This is a genomic window from Serratia sp. YWN4 (assembly GCF_055790845.1).
Window position 1 is genome coordinate 4,227,323 of record NZ_CM147696.1, and the last position, 17,553, is coordinate 4,244,875.

The 17,553-nt window shown below is 55.0% G+C and carries 15 protein-coding genes; 3 read left to right on the top strand and 12 right to left on the bottom strand.

The genetic code is table 11. The features are described 5' to 3' along the window. Positions 1-202 precede the first annotated feature (202 nt). The 10 genes from recC to ACX9GT_RS19895 form a co-directional block, all read right to left on the bottom strand. A complete protein-coding gene (gene recC, locus ACX9GT_RS19850) occupies positions 203-3,574 on the bottom strand; it encodes an exodeoxyribonuclease V subunit gamma (protein ID WP_473188358.1) in 3,372 nt (1,123 codons plus the stop codon). 196 nt (positions 3,575-3,770) lie between these two features. After that, complete coding sequence (locus tag ACX9GT_RS19855; RefSeq protein ID WP_473188359.1) at positions 3,771-4,130, bottom strand: prepilin-type N-terminal cleavage/methylation domain-containing protein; 360 nt, start codon at positions 4,128-4,130, stop codon at positions 3,771-3,773. Further along, positions 4,120-4,572 carry a YgdB family protein gene (locus ACX9GT_RS19860; RefSeq protein ID WP_473191645.1) on the bottom strand — a complete coding sequence of 151 codons (453 nt, stop codon included), beginning with the start codon at positions 4,570-4,572 and terminating at the stop codon, positions 4,120-4,122. The genes ACX9GT_RS19855 and ACX9GT_RS19860 overlap by 11 nt, the downstream gene beginning before the upstream one ends. Further along, on the bottom strand, positions 4,569-5,141 hold the full coding sequence (locus tag ACX9GT_RS19865) for a prepilin peptidase-dependent protein (protein WP_473188360.1): 573 nt from the start codon (positions 5,139-5,141) through the stop codon (positions 4,569-4,571). The genes ACX9GT_RS19860 and ACX9GT_RS19865 overlap by 4 nt, the downstream gene beginning before the upstream one ends. Then, entirely contained in the window at positions 5,129-5,635 is a 507-nt protein-coding gene (locus ACX9GT_RS19870) for a prepilin peptidase-dependent protein (protein ID WP_473188361.1), read from the bottom strand. Before ACX9GT_RS19870 ends, ACX9GT_RS19865 begins: the two co-directional genes overlap by 13 nt. 203 nt (positions 5,636-5,838) lie before the next feature. Continuing rightward, positions 5,839-6,633, bottom strand: a complete 795-nt coding sequence (thyA, locus tag ACX9GT_RS19875) for a thymidylate synthase (RefSeq protein ID WP_473188362.1) — start codon at positions 6,631-6,633, stop codon at positions 5,839-5,841. Between the two features lie 6 nt (positions 6,634-6,639). Then, complete coding sequence (gene lgt / locus ACX9GT_RS19880; RefSeq protein ID WP_473188363.1) at positions 6,640-7,512, bottom strand: prolipoprotein diacylglyceryl transferase; 873 nt, start codon at positions 7,510-7,512, stop codon at positions 6,640-6,642. Positions 7,513-7,683: 171 nt separating this feature from the next. Then, entirely contained in the window at positions 7,684-9,930 is a 2,247-nt protein-coding gene (ptsP, locus tag ACX9GT_RS19885; RefSeq protein ID WP_473188364.1) for a phosphoenolpyruvate--protein phosphotransferase, read from the bottom strand. A gap of 11 nt (positions 9,931-9,941) precedes the next feature. Next, on the bottom strand, positions 9,942-10,469 hold the full coding sequence (gene rppH / locus ACX9GT_RS19890) for an RNA pyrophosphohydrolase (RefSeq protein ID WP_473188365.1): 528 nt from the start codon (positions 10,467-10,469) through the stop codon (positions 9,942-9,944). Positions 10,470-10,906: 437 nt separating this feature from the next. Further along, positions 10,907-11,062: a hypothetical protein gene (locus tag ACX9GT_RS19895; protein WP_473188366.1), complete on the bottom strand. Its 156-nt coding sequence runs from the start codon at positions 11,060-11,062 to the stop codon at positions 10,907-10,909. 103 nt (positions 11,063-11,165) lie between these two features. Between ACX9GT_RS19895 and mutH the strand changes: the two genes are divergently transcribed. From mutH to ACX9GT_RS19910, 3 genes are all read left to right on the top strand, one after another. Further along, positions 11,166-11,852, top strand: a complete 687-nt coding sequence (gene mutH, locus ACX9GT_RS19900) for a DNA mismatch repair endonuclease MutH (RefSeq protein WP_473188367.1) — start codon at positions 11,166-11,168, stop codon at positions 11,850-11,852. 178 nt (positions 11,853-12,030) lie between these two features. Then, positions 12,031-12,747: a TerC family protein gene (locus tag ACX9GT_RS19905; RefSeq protein ID WP_473188368.1), complete on the top strand. Its 717-nt coding sequence runs from the start codon at positions 12,031-12,033 to the stop codon at positions 12,745-12,747. 179 nt (positions 12,748-12,926) lie between these two features. Beyond that, positions 12,927-13,967, top strand: coding sequence for an NADP(H)-dependent aldo-keto reductase (locus ACX9GT_RS19910; RefSeq protein WP_473188369.1), 1,041 nt, complete (start codon positions 12,927-12,929; stop codon positions 13,965-13,967). A gap of 30 nt (positions 13,968-13,997) precedes the next feature. On the opposite strand, the gene lplT is transcribed toward ACX9GT_RS19910, so the two are convergent. Both lplT and aas read right to left on the bottom strand, forming a co-directional pair. Further along, complete coding sequence (lplT, locus tag ACX9GT_RS19915) at positions 13,998-15,185, bottom strand: lysophospholipid transporter LplT (RefSeq protein ID WP_459401507.1); 1,188 nt, start codon at positions 15,183-15,185, stop codon at positions 13,998-14,000. After that, positions 15,185-17,338, bottom strand: coding sequence for a bifunctional acyl-ACP--phospholipid O-acyltransferase/long-chain-fatty-acid--ACP ligase (aas, locus tag ACX9GT_RS19920; protein WP_473188370.1), 2,154 nt, complete (start codon positions 17,336-17,338; stop codon positions 15,185-15,187). The genes lplT and aas overlap by 1 nt, the downstream gene beginning before the upstream one ends. Positions 17,339-17,553: the final 215 nt, after the last annotated feature.

Consider the following 17,553-nt stretch of genomic DNA (forward strand, 5'->3'; position numbering starts at 1 on the left):
CTATTATCTTGCCGCTACGCCAACTCCCTGACGTTAACGGCACTCTGCAAAACGAAAAAATAAAAAGATTTCAAGTTACACCGCTTGAAGGACAACGAACCTATGCCGGTACGCCATGTAAGACCAGAGACAACTCAAATGGTTAAATATAAACCTCGCTATTTTTTATCATCTCCCACTAATCAGTACCACCGAAGGATTGTTACCCAAGGTTATTACGCGCCACCGGCAACAGATAACGCTCCGTTTCGTGCAAAATTTGTTCAAGGCAGGCATTATCCATTTGCCGGAAAACGCGCTGGATATAGGGATCGGCCCCTTCCCCCGGTATCCGCTGATCCCCCTGCCAGGTTTGCAGCAGCTTGGCGCGCGCTTTGATTTGCACCTCTTCAGCCCAGTCAATCTGCTGCGTTTCCGCCTGATAACACTGGCTCAACCACGCCCAACCACTTTTGTTTAACAACATCAAGGGTTGTGACAAGCCACGCTGATAACCGGCAACCAGTTCGGCCAACTGGTCATGGGCTTCCCCGGCGGAAAGTGCCGCAAAACGCCAGATAGAATTCTTGCGCCCGAACATGCGACTGGTTCCCGTGCCACCAGCACAGCAATACACCAGGTGTTCCAACCAAAGCAAAATACCATCTACCGCCGAAAGCGTGGCTGGCCGCCAACGCAGCAGGCCATCCTGTTGGACTTGATGCAGCCAACCACTGATACGTATGCCCGCAACGTCAATATCCAATTCCAGGCTGCTGTTTTCCTGCCGCTCATTGCGTACCCGTTCAGCCAGTTCGCTCATCTCTTCCTGCTGAGTTTGCCAGTAGATCTCACCAAATGCCCCATAGGGTAAACCACCAGACGCACGCACCCGCTGGAATAACCGCGCTGTATCTTCTTGCTCTATCATAGTATTCAGCAGTTGGCTGTTGAATTGATAGCGGCTGAGGTTATCCAGAATAAAGGGTTCTTCCTCCGGCAGTTCGGTCTCTTCCAGAATGAAGTTGACGCCGAGGCGCAATTGAAAAAACGCCCGTATTGGATGGCGATAGAAGCGCAGCAACCCATCCAGCGAAATTTGTGTTTTCTCTTCAACCAGCAATGGTTGATTAAACGCCGGATAGGCAGCCCCACGGCCATCTGCCGCTGGCAGCCACTCTGCGGCATAGCTTTGTGCTTCACTCCCCGGCAGGAAGTTTTCGGCAGCAAACGGCATGCGAGGGTGCCACCTAAGTAAATGTTTGCCTACCCGATGCGCACTGACGTCTGCATTACAGGCCTCATCACCCGGTAAACAATAGCTCTGCTCCAGGTACTCCAGCAGTTCAGTAACCAGCACCGACGGATAGCGCTCGCTATTATCCTGAATCGAACGACCAATAAAGCTGATATAGAGCCGCTGTTGGGCCGAGAGGAGCGCCTCCAGGAACAGATATCGGTCATCGTCACGGCGGCTGCGATCGCCACGTTTGACCTGTTGAGCCATCAGGTCAAAACCCAATGGCGGTAAAGTACGTGGATAAACTCCATCGTTCATCCCCAGCAGGCAGACCACCTTGAACGGAATGGAACGCATCGGCATCAAGGTACAGAAGTTGATCTGCCCGGCCAGAAAACGCTGGCTGATACGTTGCTGATCGAGCCGAGCCACCAATTCATTGCGCAGCAGCGTCAAGGGTACGGTATCGGGATAGCGAGCCGATAACCCGTACTCGATGATCTTCAACCAGTCCCGTTCAATCAGCGCTAATGCTTCTTCCGTTTCACTGTCCGTCTTAAAGAAGCTATCAAGCAAGCGACGGCACAGTGGTAGCCATTCGGCCAGCGATCGCTCCTCACTCAGGAGCTTGCGCCAATCGCTGAGCTGAGACAGCAGATCGGCCAGTTGCCCGGCCAGTTCGGCTACCAGCCCGCTGGATTCGTCATACGGCAATACCCCTTGCCAATCACCCGCATTACTGTCCATTGCATATCCCAGCAACATACGGGTAATGCCAAACCGCCAGGTATGCTGACCGGTTGCCGGTAAGGCCAGTTCACGCACGTTGTCGTCGTCCAATCCCCAACGCACGCCCGCTTCCCCCGTCCAATGGCGCAGCAGGCGCAACCCCTCTTCCTGAATGGAAAAACGGGCGGCCAACGCAGGCACTTCCAACAGTGCCAATACCTGCTCTGAGGTAAAGCGGCTCTGTGGCAAATCGAGCAATGAGATAAAAGCCTGTAAAGCGGGATGTGCCTGGCTGGCCTTGCGATCAGAGATGGCAAACGGCAGGTAGCGCTCAGCAGACGCATTGCCGAAGACCGCCTGAATATAGGGGGTATAGCTGTCGATATCCGCCACCATCACGATAATATCGCGCGCTGTCAGTTGGGGATCTTCGGCCAGCATGGTCAGCAGTTGATCGTGCAGCACTTCAACTTCACGCTGCGGGCTGTGGCAGGCATGCAGGCTGAGAGAACGATCCTGCGGATCCAACCGCCGTTTATTGCCACTGTGCTCAAACGTTTCCAACGTGGTGCCGATCACCGTGTGATCTTCCAGCTCTAGCATGTCGTGCTGAATGGCATGCAGCAGGCCGTCTGGCGGAATATCAACAAAGGCATCAATTTCCTGTACTGCATCCATCTGCGAAAGCAAATACAGATGGTCACGCCCCAGTTTGCCCCATGAAGCGAGCAGCGGATTGCTCAGTTGCTGCTCACCTTCGGCATCAAACAACTGCGCGGCCTGTTCTGGCTGGCGAAATAGCCCCTGTTCTTGTGCCTGATGGTAGTGGCGACGTTTGCGGCTTTGCAGGCGAGCAAGAAACGCATAGTCCTGAATATCCCCCCAGTAATAACGGCAGGGATTGGTAAACATCAGGTGGATATCAATGTGCTTGCCGAGCGCCTGCAACGCCTCCAGATAGACCGGTGGCAAGGCTGAAATGCCGCAGATAAACACTCGGGGTGGCAAGCCAGCCGGGCATTGCTCGGCGTTTTCTAGATCGCTGATAAAACGGCGGTATAAATTGGCGCGATGCCATTTCTCCTGCCCCAGTTCATCCGTGTACTCAACCAGTCTGCGCCACAAGGCAGCCTGCCATGGTTGAGCCTCCGCTAACCCGTCGATCAGTTCCTGGCGCTGCCAGCTTTCCAGCCACTGCGGACGATAAACCAGATATTGGTCAAACAGATCCGCCACTCTACCGGCAAGCTGGTGGATCTTGCGCTTGTCGCCGTCGTCGGTAAGGTAATGTTGCAGCGGTGCAAACTCGGGCAACACCAGCATCTCAGGCAGCAGCCACATCAGCTTCCAGGTCATGGCATCTTTGCTGAAGGCGCTCTCTTTTGGGATCCCTGGCAAAACCTTAGTGAACATATCCCAGATAAAGGTGGCAGGCAGCGGGAAAGCGATATTTGCGGCGATCCCCAATTGTTCTGCCAATTGCATTTGCAGCCACTGCGCCATACCGGGGCTTTGTACCAACACCACTTCCTGCTGAAAAGGATCGGCCAAGGGTTCTCTGGTTATCAACGTACTGGTCAGCGTTTTCAGTAAATCCAACTGATTGGAGTGATAGACCCTAAACATGCTGCTCCTTTAAACCGAATAGATACCCAGCCGGTATTTGAGGTTGATGACAAAGTGGTTTTTAAGCCCGAGATACTCGGGCCTAGCGCACCGAGGGGCGCTCCGGCGGCTTACGCCGCTACGACCCCTTCGGCACGCTCTCCCTAATATCTGGCTTTGTCCGCAGTCTGAAATACCAGCCGGTATTTCGTACTGATTACTGCCCGATGCAATACCATCGGCTGAGTTCAACCTGCTGCCGCAGTGGTGTTTGTATTTTTACCGTTCGCCGCAGGCAAGGCGCTTCCGCCGTCCGGGTTTCCATTTCGCGCTGCCAGTTGGGAGGTAACGGTAAGGCGTTATCCTGCGTTATCGTCCCGGCGTTAAACATTTCCAATTGGTGATGCGCCAACGACCAGGCCTGCTGGTATTGCCATTGCCGCTGAAAAGCCTGCAACAAAACCTGATGATATTGTAACAGCCCCAATAGAGAGACCGCGAATAACAATGCTGCGATCAATACTTCCGGCAGGCTGAATCCCTGCTGAGAATGCGCGTTGGCGTGTTTAATCGGCACAATCACTCTCTTTCTTCTCGGGGCAAAAATCCAGCCAGCCACCTTTTTCCGCTTGTAGCGCAACATCCCCCACCGTATTGGTTTCACTGGCCAGTTGGTAGAGCCACAACGGTTCAGCATTGGCAATCACCCCAGCTCCGCGCACCACCACGATACCGGCACGGGATGAACGCCGGGCACAGGCTTGCAGAGCATCGGTAGGTAACGGCTGGCAGTACCATCGGGTTGCGGTCAGTTGTTCACGCGGCCACTGCTGCACCAGCCCCCAGTTCAAGGCGGAAACTGCCTGATTGTAGGCGCGCAGATAACGCTGCTGATCGACCGCCAGCAACAAGGCACTGTCCAGTTGCCGCTGTTGGGCATTGAGCAGCATCAAGCCCATCACCAGTAGCAACATTACCGCCGCCAGCGTGCTGCCACCCTGTTGTGTCTGCATGTTCAGAGTGCCTCCATACTGACAACCCATTCCAGGCGCTGCTGAATATTTTCCCGCACCGTTGAACGCCCTCCGAGGCTGAATAACACCAGAGACTTGCCGCTATCCCCTGTAATCTCGCTGACGGAGAAAGTGTTAATACGCACCTCTTCCGGATCGTGCAGGCGTTCCCAACCGTTGCCGCGGCATTGGGTCACACCACGCTGCCCTTCCAGAGTTCCTGCTCGCAGGCGATAGCCGAAATACTCCACATCACCCGCATTTTCCCACTGACCATTACGATTAAGGTCATAGGCGACAATCACACAGCTGCCTGGAGCTTCGCCTTCGGCATTGCCGATCAATAATGCCCGTCCTTGGCACTGCCCGGCGCAAAATCCGGCACGGCGCAGGTCTTTCTCAATACCGAAAGCCAACTGACGCAGTACCTGTTCCAAGCGGTAATAGCGGCCCACGTCGGTAGTTTGCTGGCGCAGGACCGGCAAAGTCTTGGCCGCACCCAACGCAATCAGGCTGCCAAACGTCATTGCCAACATCACTTCAGGCAAGGTAAAGCCTTGTTCTAAGGCTGACATAGGGCCACACCTCGAATCACCGTTTCTTCGCTGCATAGCCGCAGGCGCCCTTTGGCAGACAGCACCAGGCGTATGCGGCCTGCTCCGTTGGCCAGCAGGATATGCCCGGCCTGAGCATTGTTACGCAACCCATAAAAACCTATCTCTTTTTGAGTGAAATCCTGTAATTGCACATCGGTGTAGGCCGGAGTGAACACCCAGCCAACCGCAGAGGTGCAACGAGTCGCTGCGGTTTCGCTGCCGATACACCAAGGCTCACCCTGCTTGAACCACAGCAAAGCATTGCGATTACGCCAGTTGGCATCGGCCTGCAGGCGCGTCAGAAAAGCCAGCAGTTGCTGGGCCGTCTGTTCCAGCCGCAGTGCCTGTTGATAAAGATGCCACTGGCTGATACCCCAAGAGGTCAAGGTGCCAGCCAGCAGCATCACCACCAGCAGTTCAATCAGCGATAAGCCTTGCTGGTAGCGGCCATGGCTGCATGGGTATCTGTTCATGGGGCGAGTGTAATGCGCCAGATTGTCGGCTGCTTAAACCTTTACTCAGGCTGGAAAATGCTACGCAAAGTTTTTATGCATCTATCAAGCAAACAGCAAGAAATGCGCGCGGCTTCGCATTGCTGGCAAAGTAGGGAGGGAGTGATGAAAAGAATAAGGGCTCAGTCATTAATCAACTGAGCCCTTTTAGCTATCAAAGGATATTAGATGGCAACAGGTGCTTTGATCGCCGGATGCGGATCGTAACCTTCAATCTCGAAGTCTTCGAAACGATAGTCAAACAGTGACTCTGGCTTACGTTTAATCACCAGCTTCGGCAGCGTACGCGGCTCACGCGTCAATTGCAGTTGGGTCTGATCCATGTGATTGCTGTAAAGATGGGTGTCACCACCGGTCCAGACAAAATCACCCACTTCGAGATCGCACTGCTGCGCCATCATATGCACCAGCAACGCATAGCTGGCAATGTTGAACGGCAGGCCAAGGAACACATCACAAGAACGCTGATACAGCTGGCAAGAGAGCTTACCGTCGGCCACGTAGAACTGGAAGAAGGCATGGCACGGTGCCAACGCCATCTGATCCAGTTCACCAACGTTCCATGCAGAAACGATAATGCGGCGTGAGTTTGGGTCTTGCTTCAACTGCTGCAACACGTTGCTGAGCTGATCGATCTGGCGGCCATCCGCTGCGCCCCAGGCGCGCCATTGCTTGCCATAAACCGGACCAAGATCGCCATTCTCATCGGCCCACTCGTCCCAGATCGTGACCTTATTTTCACGCAGATAAGCGACATTAGTTTCGCCGTTCAGGAACCACAGCAGTTCATGAATGATCGAGCGCAGGTGACATTTTTTGGTGGTCACCAACGGAAACCCTTCTTGCAGGTTGAAACGCATCTGGTGGCCGAAAATCGACACCGTACCAGTGCCGGTACGATCGGCTTTAGGGGTACCCTCGGCGAGCACTTTGTTCATCAAATCCAGATACTGTTTCATTTTTCCTCACGACAGTTGTTGCTGCGGGCGACGACGATACGCCCAGATCATCACAATGATACCGACTACGACCATCGGCACGGACAGGATTTGCCCCATGCTGACAATGCCGTCAAACAGGCCAAGCTGGGCATCCGGCTGGCGGAACGCTTCAACGATAATGCGGAATACGCCATAGCCAATCAGGAACAGGCCAGAAACGGCCCCCATCGGGCGCGGCTTGCGGATAAACAGGTTCAGAATGATAAACAGCACCACGCCTTCCAGCACCATTTCATACAGTTGCGACGGATGGCGCGGCAGTACACCGTACTGGTTCAGTATCGGTAACAAACTCGGATCGGCGGCGGCAATGACGATGTCTTCGGTGCGAGAGCCGGGGAACAGCATGGCCCAAGGCGTGTTAGTGGTCACTCGCCCCCACAGTTCGCCGTTGATGAAGTTGCCCAAACGGCCAGCGCCCAGGCCAAACGGGATCAGCGGTGCAATAAAATCAGAAACCTGGAAAAAGGTGCGTTTAGTCCGATGAGCGAACCACAGCATCACCAGGATCACCCCCAGCAGGCCACCGTGGAATGACATGCCACCATCCCAGACCTTGAATAAGTAGAGTGGGTTATCCAGGAACAGCGGCAGGTTGTAGAACAGCACGTAACCTACGCGACCACCGATAAAGACGCCCAGAAAACCGGCGTACAGCATGTTTTCCGCTTCGTCTTTGGTCCAGCCGCTGCCGGGCTTGCTGGCGCGGCGTGATGCCAGCCACATGGCAAAAATAAAACCGACCAGATACATCAGGCCGTACCAGTGCAAGGAGACCGGGCCGATAGAGAAAATCACCGGATCAAATTCAGGAAACGCCAGATAGCTAGTGCTCATCTATCACCACAACATGTCTATTATTTTTCCCCATTTGGGGGCGGCAGGTGCCAAACGCGCTATCGGGGCTTCCCGATAGACTTCGAATTGCAGCCAAGCTGCGCATCATAACATAGGCTTAACGGCGTTCGGGCTTGGCTACAGGGAAAAGTTCTGTAAAAAAGTCACCACTCAACGACCACCGCGAATCAACCCGCCCATCCCGCGCCGCTCCATAAACGCTGCCACCTGATGGCGCACTTCGGTGGTCATTTGAGCACTCAGAACTCGCTGAACCAGCCCTTCTGCATCAGATAGCTCAATATTGCGCAGCAGATATTTGATACGCGCCACGCTGCGCCCGTTCATACTCAGATTGCGGTATCCCATCCCCACCAGCAGCAAAGCCCCCATCGGATCGCCCGCCAGTTCGCCACACAGGCTGACTTGCAGCCCGGCAACTGAACCCTGATCGATGATCAGCTTCAACACCTGTAACATGGCAGGATGCAGGCTATCGTAGAGTAACGCTACGCGGGTGTTATTGCGGTCTACCGCCAGCAGATACTGGGTCAGATCGTTGGTGCCTACCGAGATAAAATCAACGCGCCCGGCCAGGTAAGGGATCAGGAAAATCATTGACGGCACTTCCAGCATCACGCCGATCCTGGGTTTGGGGAGGTCATACCCCAACACTTCTTCCACTTCACGCCCGGCGCGATCGATCAGGCGTTTTGCCTCGTCGATCTCTTCCAGGCTGGTGATCATCGGCAGCAAAATACCCAGGTTGCCAGTGCTGGCATTGGCACGCAGCATGGCACGTACCTGAACCAGAAAGATTTCCGGCTGATCCAGGGTAACGCGGATACCGCGCCAACCCAGGCACGGATTCTCTTCGCTGATGGGCATGTAAGGCAGCTGTTTATCTGAACCGATATCCAGCGTGCGCAGCGTGACCGGTTTGTTCGGGTAAAGCTGCAACATGCCTTGATACTGCGACACCTGCTCTTCTTCCGACGGGAAACCGCTTTGCAGCATGAACGGGATCTCCGTGCGGTACAGACCAACGCCGTCCACCCGCCCACCGAGCAGTTGCTCATGCTCCGGGCTGAGGCCAGCGTTCAACATCACCTGGATCCGCTCACCGGTTTTCAGTTGCGCCGGTTGTTCAACATCGTCTTCCGCCAGCTTGCTGAGTTCCTGTTCCTCACTGATCAGGCGCTGATATTCCTGCACCAACACCGGTTCAGGATCCACCAGCAACTCGCCACGATAGCCATCAACAATCAGCATCCGCTGGGCCAGCAGCGCCGGTTGGATATCCGCGCCCATCACCGTCGGCACGCCCATGGCCCGCACCAGGATCGCCGCATGGGAGTTGGCAGCACCATCGCGCACCACCACGCCCGCCAGACGATCCGGTGGCACTTCAGCCAACAGCGTCGCGGTCAGTTCATCGGTCACCAGCACAAAGCGTGCTGGCCACTGGGTGGTGCCCTGAGTGGTATCGTCGAGGTGGAATAGCAGGCGTTGGCCGAGCGCACGCAGATCGCTGGCGCGCTCACGCATATAGGTATCCTGCAAGGTGGCGAACTGTGCGGCAAAGGCTTCGATCACCTGTTTTACCGCCCATTCGGCCACCGAACCGGCGTCAATTTCGGCAAACAGCTCACGTTTGAGGCGGGCATCGTTCAGCAGGTGGGAATAGAGATCGAAAATCGCCGCGCTCTCTTTCTGCGAACTGGCAGAGAAGCGCTTGCTGAAACGGCGGAACTCCGCACCGGCCTCTTCTAAAGCCTGCATCAAGCGCTCACGCTCACTGACCATATCCAGCGTTGAGGCTTGGTAGACTTGATCGAGCGAAGGTTGGCTGCTGTCCAGCCAGCCTTCGGCAACGGCCACCCCTGGGGAAGCCGCCAGCGCGCGGATACGCGTCTGGCGATATTGGCCAAAAATAGCGTTAAGCTGTGATTGGGAGAGGATCCCGGCCATCTGCGTGGCCAGCGTCACCAGAAACGACTCTTCGCTCTCGTCAAACTGGCGCAGTTCCCGCTGCTGCACCACCAGCACGCCAAGCAGTTGCCGGCGGTGGATAATCGGTACACCGAGGAAGGATCGAAACTTATCCTCTTTCACCTGCGGGACGTATTTGAAGCTGGGGTGGCTTTGTGCATCCGCCAGGTTGATCGGCTCCGCCTTGCGCCCGACCAACCCGACCACGCCTTCATCGAAAGCCAGTGCGATGGTGCGCCCACGCGGCTTTTTCAGCCCACGCGTTGCCATCAGGTAGTAACAACGGCGATCGTTGTCTGCCAGATAAATGGAGCAGACTTCGGTATCCATCGCCAGACAGGTTTCATTGACCAAAAGATCCAGCGCGTCTGTCAGATTGGCCGCCGCGGCCACTTTCTCAACAATTTCTCGCAAGCGCGTGAGCATAGTCTGCTGACTTAACCTCTCTTTCGGCGATAAACGGGAGCCTGCCGCTGCGCCGCCAGTTCCTGCATTGGCATGACGGTCACGGCAAATTCTTTCATTACCCGGCGATACACGTCGCGTTTAAACGACACCACCTGGCGCACCGGATACCAGAAGCTCACCCAGCGCCAACCGTCAAACTCCGGCGTGCTGCTGCGCTGCATATTGATATCCGCGTCGTTGCACATCAGTTGCAACAGAAACCATTTCTGCTTTTGGCCGATACAAACCGGCTTTGTGTCCCAACGCACCAAACGTTTTGGCAATTTATAGCGCAACCAGTTGCGGGTTGAGGCCAGAATACGCACATCCTTTTTGCTCAACCCCACCTCTTCGAACAGCTCACGGTACATGGCTTGCTCAGGCGTTTCGCCAGGGTTTATTCCCCCTTGGGGAAACTGCCAGGAGTGCTGACCGTAACGGCGGGCCCATAAGACCTGCCCCTGACGATTACAGATTACGATACCAACATTCGGGCGGTAGCCATCATCATCGATCACCGGACTACCTCGATAAGCATAAATTCGTATAGATAACCTGATTGTTTCACACAAGCTACAGGCGGTAAACCACTGCTTTGCCGCACAGCCAACCGGATAACATTGGGATAACTCACAGATAATGGCAAAGTTATAAACATGTGATGCGATTTTACGGCGGTTTTATTCACTTTTTCTGTGGATAGGTATGTGAAGAACCCAAGGGATAAGCCGGTAAAACTTCGTGGAGCTAAAAATCCCTGATGATTCTATGATAAAATTTCCCAATTAAAAACAGCACATTAAATACTTATAACCACTTATGTACAGGATGAAAATGTGATCTGTGCACGGTAAGGATCCTTCTCTGGCGAAAGATCCACCACCGTTGATTTTATCCACAGATTATCCGCCTGAGTTACGCACAAAACGGACAAATTCGTAAAAAAGTGCCCGCGTCAAGGCTGTAAATCAAACCAGTGATCGGTAAAAATTTGGGTTATCCCAAAAATCTGTGGATAAATAGGTGTAAGATCCTGTTCATTGTCGGTGGCTTCAGGTGCACAAGCGCCAAGCGGAATTTTTTCCCCGCCGCCGTTTTGGAAAAAAGTCATGATAAATCATGCTACTATTATTCTTTCCCCCGGTTTCGTTCCGCTGCGTTCGGTTGTGAACAAATACAGTGCATTTTTTAACCAGAACCCACAGGCTTGATTTATGGCGTTTTTATCCCCACTCCCTCCACCACCGGAAAATGAACAGCAGCTGTTTGAACGCGCACAGGCGCTGGCCGGTTGCAATCTGGGTGAACTGGCCGCGCGTGCGCAAATCGCTATTCCCAATGATCTGAAACGCGATAAAGGCTGGGTGGGCATGCTGTTGGAGCTGTATCTGGGGGCGATGTCCGGCAGCAAGCCTGAACAGGATTTCCCCGAATTGGGCATTGAGTTGAAAACCATTCCGGTTGATGCCGCCGGTAAACCGCTGGAAACCACCTTTGTCTGCGTGGCTCCACTCACCGGCAACAGCGGGGTGACCTGGGCGAGTAGCCACGTGCGCCACAAGCTGGCACGGGTGCTGTGGATACCGGTGGAAGGCGAACGGCAGATCCCGCTGGCGCAGCGGCGCATCGGTTCACCGCTGTTATGGCAACCGAATCAGGAAGAAGAGGATATGCTGCGCCGCGATTGGGAAGAACTGATGGATCTCATCGTGCTCGGCCAGGTTGAACGCATTACCGCCCGTCATGGTGAAGTGCTGCAACTGCGGCCGAAAGCCGCCAACAGTAAAGCGTTAACCGAAGCCATTGGCGAACAGGGCCAGCCGATCCTCACGCTGCCACGCGGTTTCTACCTGAAAAAAAGTTTCACCGGTGCGCTGCTGGCAAGGCACTTCTCGATCTAGTGTATTTTGTTGCTCAGTTTTTACTCTGGAAACTGGGCATTTTCTAAAGATTGCAAGTAAAATAACCAAGGCGACTAGGCTATTCCTTATTATGTTGATGTAAGGTTTAAGTTAACGTATCGCCATCTCAATAAACGCGTATAATTCCCGCTTCATTTTTCTTAAGGTGTTCAGGGCAATGTTTGAATGGATTATGGATCCCAATGCTTGGCTAGCGTTAGGTACGCTGACCATTCTTGAGGTCGTGTTGGGTATTGATAACATTATTTTTCTCTCCTTGGTGGTCGCCAAGCTGCCGAAGGCACAGCAGAACAAGGCACGCCGTATCGGCCTGGCTGCCGCGATGCTGATGCGTCTGGGGCTGTTGGCTTCAATCGCCTGGGTGATCAGTCTGACCCAGCCGCTGTTTGCCGTGATGGGTCACAACGTTTCTGCCCGTGATTTGATTCTGCTGCTCGGCGGCCTGTTCCTGATCTGGAAGGCCAGCAAAGAGATCCATGAAACGATCGAAGGTTCGGAAGAACAGCACCATTCCAAGGTACACAGCTTCTTTGGTGCCATCGTGCAAATCATGCTGCTGGACATTATCTTCAGCCTGGATTCGGTGATTACCGCGGTAGGCTTGTCTGACCATCTGTTCATTATGATGGCTGCCGTGGTGATTTCCGTCGGTGTGATGATGTTTGCCGCGCGGCCGATTGGTGAGTTCGTCAACCGTCATCCTTCGGTAAAAATGCTGGCGCTGGCGTTTCTGATTCTGGTGGGCTTCACCCTGATGCTGGAGAGTTTCCAAGTACATATACCGAAAGGCTATATCTACTTTGCGATGTTCTTCTCCATGTCGGTCGAGGCGCTCAACCTGATGCGCAGCAAGAAAAACCGCACGTCTGATTAATGATTAACGGGGCACGCCAGCCGTGCCCCGGTTTCCTCGCGATTTCCCCTGCTGTTTCAAGTACCAAGGCATAATCCACTTCCCCCATCTGCACGGCTTGGTTATAGTCGAGAAAGGCGTTTTCACTGCCGTTTCTTGTTCCACCGTCTGCAAGCGCTAACATTTAAGGAAGGCCGTTAATGCAATACCATCGTATTCCCCACAGTTCTTTGGAAGTGAGCGTGCTGGGATTGGGCACCATGACCTTTGGCGAGCAAAACAGCGAAGCCGATGCCCACGCACAACTGGATTATGCATTAGCCGCTGGCGTCAACCTGATCGATACCGCAGAGATGTACCCCGTGCCGCCTCGCCCAGAAACCCAAGGGCTGACCGAGCAGTACATCGGCAATTGGATCAAGGCGCGCGGCAATCGCGATAAAATCGTACTGGCCAGCAAGATCGCCGGGCCGGTACGGGGCAATGACAGCAGCATCCGCCCGCAGCAGGCACTGGATCGCAAAAACATCCGAGCCGCGCTGGATGCCAGCCTGAAACGGCTGAACACCGATTATCTCGATCTTTACCAGGTGCATTGGCCACAACGCCCGACCAATTGCTTCGGCAAGCTGAACTACCAATATACCGATGAGAAAGCCACGGTTACGCTGCTGGAGACCCTGGAAGCGCTAACCGAGCAGGTACGTGCAGGTAAAATCCGCTATATCGGCGTCTCGAACGAAACCCCATGGGGTGTAATGCGTTACCTGCAACTGGCGGAAAAACACGAACTGCCACGCATTGTGACGATCCAGAACCCCTACAGCCTGCTGAACCGCAGCTTTGAGATTGGCTTGGCAGAGATCAGCCAGCACGAAGGGATTGAGCTGCTGGCATACTCCAGCCTGGCATTTGGCACGCTGACCGGCAAATACCTCAACGGTGCCAAACCCGCCGGAGCACGTAACACCCTGTTCAGCCGCTTCACCCGCTACACTTCTGCACAAAGCCAACTGGCCGTTGCCGAATACGTCACACTGGCGAAGAAACACGGCCTTGATCCTGCTCAGATGGCGCTGGCATTTGTGCGCCAGCAGCCGTTCGTTGCCAGTACCCTGCTGGGTGCCACCACAATGGAACAGTTGAAAAGCAATATCGACAGTTTTGAGGTGGTTCTGGAGGAGGACGTTTTGCGGGCACTCGAAGAGATCCACACCCGCTTTACCATCCCTGCACCCTAAATGATTCAGGGGCGCATACGCGCCCCCGCTTTATTTTGCGCGGAACTGAGAAACCCACAGCACGGTAATTGCCAAGGCAAACACCACGCCAAAACCAATCCCAACCCCGATCACCGGCACGCCCAACTTAACCACCAGCGAATACAGGCCAAGCATCAGCAGCATGGCGGTGTTCTCACCCAGATTCTGCACCGCAATGGCATTGCCTGCACCGACCGAGCGCTTGCCACGCTCCTGCAACAACGCATTCAGCGGCACTACAAAGAACCCGCCCAGCACGCCGATCGCCAGTAACAGCACATAAGCGTTCAACATGGTGGTCTGTACGGCGAAGAACGCCACCGCGACACCAATCAAGATCCCGGCAGGCATACAGCGTTTAACGGTTTCCAGCGTAACAAAACGCGCCGCAGCACCAGCGCCGCCCACGATCCCGATGGCTACCATGGCATTGAGCAGCGTTGGCGTCGCGTTGTCGGTGATACCCAAGGCCACCGGCACCCACAGCACCAGCAGGAAACGCAGCGTCACCCCGGCCCCCCAGAACAGGCTGGTGCCGATCAGCGAGAAACGCGTCTGGCCGTCACGCCACAGCACCACGCAGGCATTGAAGAAATTGCGCCCCATAGCACGCGGATGCCAGGAAGTGACCTTATGCGCCGCAGGCAGCCGTGGAATATACAGGTTAGCCACTACCGCAGCGCCATAGACCACGGCACAAACCACCAGCGCCGCCACAATATGCCAGTCCGCCAGCAAACCACCGGCGACCGAACCCACCAGGATCGCGGCAATGGTGGAGGCTTCCATCAAGCCGTTGGCCTTCACCAGTTTTTCGCCACTGGTGATTTCACCCAGAATGCCGTATTTAGCCGGTGAATACGCCGCTGCCCCCACGCCAACCAGGCTATAGCCCAAAAACGGGTTCAGGCCGAAGCAGATCACCAGCGCACCGGCCAATTTCAGGCCGTTGGCCACCATCATCACTCGCCCTTTGGCGAAGCTGTCGGCCACTTGGCCAACGAAGGGTGCAAGAATGATATAGGTCGCCACAAACGCCATTTGCAGTATCGGCTGGCTCCAGTCGGGATACATCTGCTGTTTGATCAGCGCCAAGGTGGCAAACAGCAACGCGTTGTCACCGAATGCCGACAGGAACTGGGCGCAGATCACCGCGATCATGCCGCGCGACAGCAAGGGTGAATCAGTAGCATTCATCAGACATTCTCCGGCTGTTCAGCCATTTTACGCAGGGTAACGAAATCCGGTTTGCCACTGCCGAGCAACGGCAACGCTTTCACCAGACGAATATCACGCGGCACCGCCAGCTCCGGGCTGCCCTGTTCGCGCGCCACCCGCAGCAAAGCGTCGCGAGTAATGCTGCTGTCGTTGGTGAACAGCACCAGCGCTTCACCTTTACTGCTGTCACTCTTCACCGTTGCCGCATGTTGCCCTTCCGGGGCGATACGCCATGCCAGTTGCTCTACGCTTTCCAGCGAGATCATCTCCCCCGCCAGCTTGGCAAAGCGCTTCACGCGGCCACGGATGGTGCAGTAACCCTGTTCATCCAGCGTGACGATATCGCCGGTATCGTACCAGCCCGGCTGCAAGACGCCGTTTTCATCCTCGGCGGCCGGGGCTTCCAGTTCGCCTGGGCGCTCAACGCGCAGGTAGCCTTTCATGATGTTCGGGCCTTTCAGCTGCAAGCGGCCACCGTGATCGATACCCGGCACCGTCATTAGGCGAGCTTCCATCTTCGGCATAATGCGGCCCACGGTGCCGACTTTCGCCGCCATCGGCACGTTGATCGACACCACTGGCGCGCACTCGGTCACCCCGTAACCTTCCAGAATGCGGATGCCGTATTTGTCCTGATAAATCTGCTTGGTGCTGTCCGCCAGTTTCTCGGCCCCGGCCACCACGTAGCGCAGGCGGGCGAAATCATACGGATGCGCAAAGCGCGCATAGTTATTGAGGAAGGTTGCGGTACCAAACAGCACGGTGCAGTTACGGTCATACACCAGTTCCGGCACCACGCGGTAATGCAGCGGGCTAGGGTAGAGGAAAATCCGGCTGCCGGTCATCAGTGGCGTAATCAGCCCCACCGTCAGGCCGAAAGAGTGGAACAGCGGCAGCGAGGACATAAAGCGATCGCGCGGGGTAAAGTCCGCAATGGTGCGAATCTGCTCCACGTTGGCCAACAGGCTGGCATGGGAATGCACCACGCCTTTCGGGTTGCCTTCCGAGCCGGAAGTAAACAGGATCAACGCCGCATCATCCGGCTGCTGCGGCACCATCGCCCGCTGCGGCTGGAACAGATGACGCAGGATCCACAGTTTATCGGCCAGGGTAACGGTATCTTTCAAATCCTCCAGATACACCCAATTAGCTTCCGGCACCTGCTCCGGCAAATGGGTTAACTTGCCTTTTTCCAGAAACTGGCGCGAGGTGACGATGGTTTTGATCGTCGCCGCAGTCAGCGCGCTTTTCAGCCCGTTAGCCCCGGCGGTGTAGTTAAGCATCGCTGGTACTCGGCCTTGCAGCGAGGCACCAAAAATCGCCGCAGCGGTGATGGTGGCGTTGGGCAACAGCATGCCAACATGTTCACCCTGATCGGTAAAACGCTGCAAAATCCGGCTGACGCCCAGCGCCTTTTTGATAAGCCCCTGATAGCTGTCTTCTTTAAAGGCAACATCTTCAATGCACGGTTTGGTGCGGCCATAACGCTGCTGCGCCGCCAGCAACGCACTGAACAAGGTTTGTGGTTCGCGAGTATCCATCCGCGCCTGCATCATAATCTGTTGCAGATGGTCACCGGCCAGTACTCGACGTTCACGGGCGCGGGGCGCGTTCGGCATCGGAATATGGGTGGGCGGCAAAATATGGATGTTGACCTGCGGGAACCAACGGATTTTAAATACCCCGCCCATGCGGCCAAACAGGCTGAACTCTGGGCCGTCGATGCGTACCGGCACCACCGTGGCACCCGATTTAGCGGCAATAAACGCCGCGCCGTCATAAACCTTCATCAGTGAGCCGGTCACGGTGATGCGCCCTTCTGGGAACACCACGATCGGTCGGCCCTGCTCAACCATACGTACCAGGTGCTTAATCGCCATCGGTTTGGTCGGGTCCAACGGCACAAAATCGATATACGGCTTCAGCCAGCGCATAAACCAGCGTTCAGAGATGCTGGAATAGACGGCAAACACCGGTTTGATCGGCAGGAATAACGCCAGTAGCGCGCCATCCATAAAGGAAACGTGGTTGGGGGTAATCAGCAGTTTCTGCTGTGCTAAATACCGGGCGTCGCCTTCAACGCGTACCCGGAACAACCAACGAAATACCGCGCGTAACATAGAATAAATCATCCCACTCTCCCTGGGGGTTGATGGCCTTAACTCATTGTGGGGAAAGGATACTATATAGCGGGCAAAAAAAAACCTACGCATCTGCGTAGGTTGGTGCAATTGAAAATGGCTTCAACATACAGAATATGTTGATTTCTCACCAATCAATACCTCTGGGACTACTACTCTAGAGGGGAGTCGATTAAGAAACTATCCTTGAATCGCAAGAGTTCTGC

Coding starts and splice junctions, on each gene's coding strand:
- ACX9GT_RS19910 (WP_473188369.1), top strand. CDS start 12,927: ATGCAATACCATCGTATTCCCCACAGTTCTTTGGAAGTGAGCGTGCTG.
- ACX9GT_RS19870 (WP_473188361.1), bottom strand. CDS start 5,635: ATGAACAGATACCCATGCAGCCATGGCCGCTACCAGCAAGGCTTATCG.
- mutH (WP_473188367.1), top strand. CDS start 11,166: ATGGCGTTTTTATCCCCACTCCCTCCACCACCGGAAAATGAACAGCAG.
- thyA (WP_473188362.1), bottom strand. CDS start 6,633: ATGAAACAGTATCTGGATTTGATGAACAAAGTGCTCGCCGAGGGTACC.
- ACX9GT_RS19905 (WP_473188368.1), top strand. CDS start 12,031: ATGTTTGAATGGATTATGGATCCCAATGCTTGGCTAGCGTTAGGTACG.
- lplT (WP_459401507.1), bottom strand. CDS start 15,185: ATGAATGCTACTGATTCACCCTTGCTGTCGCGCGGCATGATCGCGGTG.
- recC (WP_473188358.1), bottom strand. CDS start 3,574: ATGTTTAGGGTCTATCACTCCAATCAGTTGGATTTACTGAAAACGCTG.
- ACX9GT_RS19865 (WP_473188360.1), bottom strand. CDS start 5,141: ATGTCAGCCTTAGAACAAGGCTTTACCTTGCCTGAAGTGATGTTGGCA.
- lgt (WP_473188363.1), bottom strand. CDS start 7,512: ATGAGCACTAGCTATCTGGCGTTTCCTGAATTTGATCCGGTGATTTTC.
- ACX9GT_RS19895 (WP_473188366.1), bottom strand. CDS start 11,062: ATGACTTTTTTCCAAAACGGCGGCGGGGAAAAAATTCCGCTTGGCGCT.
- aas (WP_473188370.1), bottom strand. CDS start 17,338: ATGATTTATTCTATGTTACGCGCGGTATTTCGTTGGTTGTTCCGGGTA.
- ptsP (WP_473188364.1), bottom strand. CDS start 9,930: ATGCTCACGCGCTTGCGAGAAATTGTTGAGAAAGTGGCCGCGGCGGCC.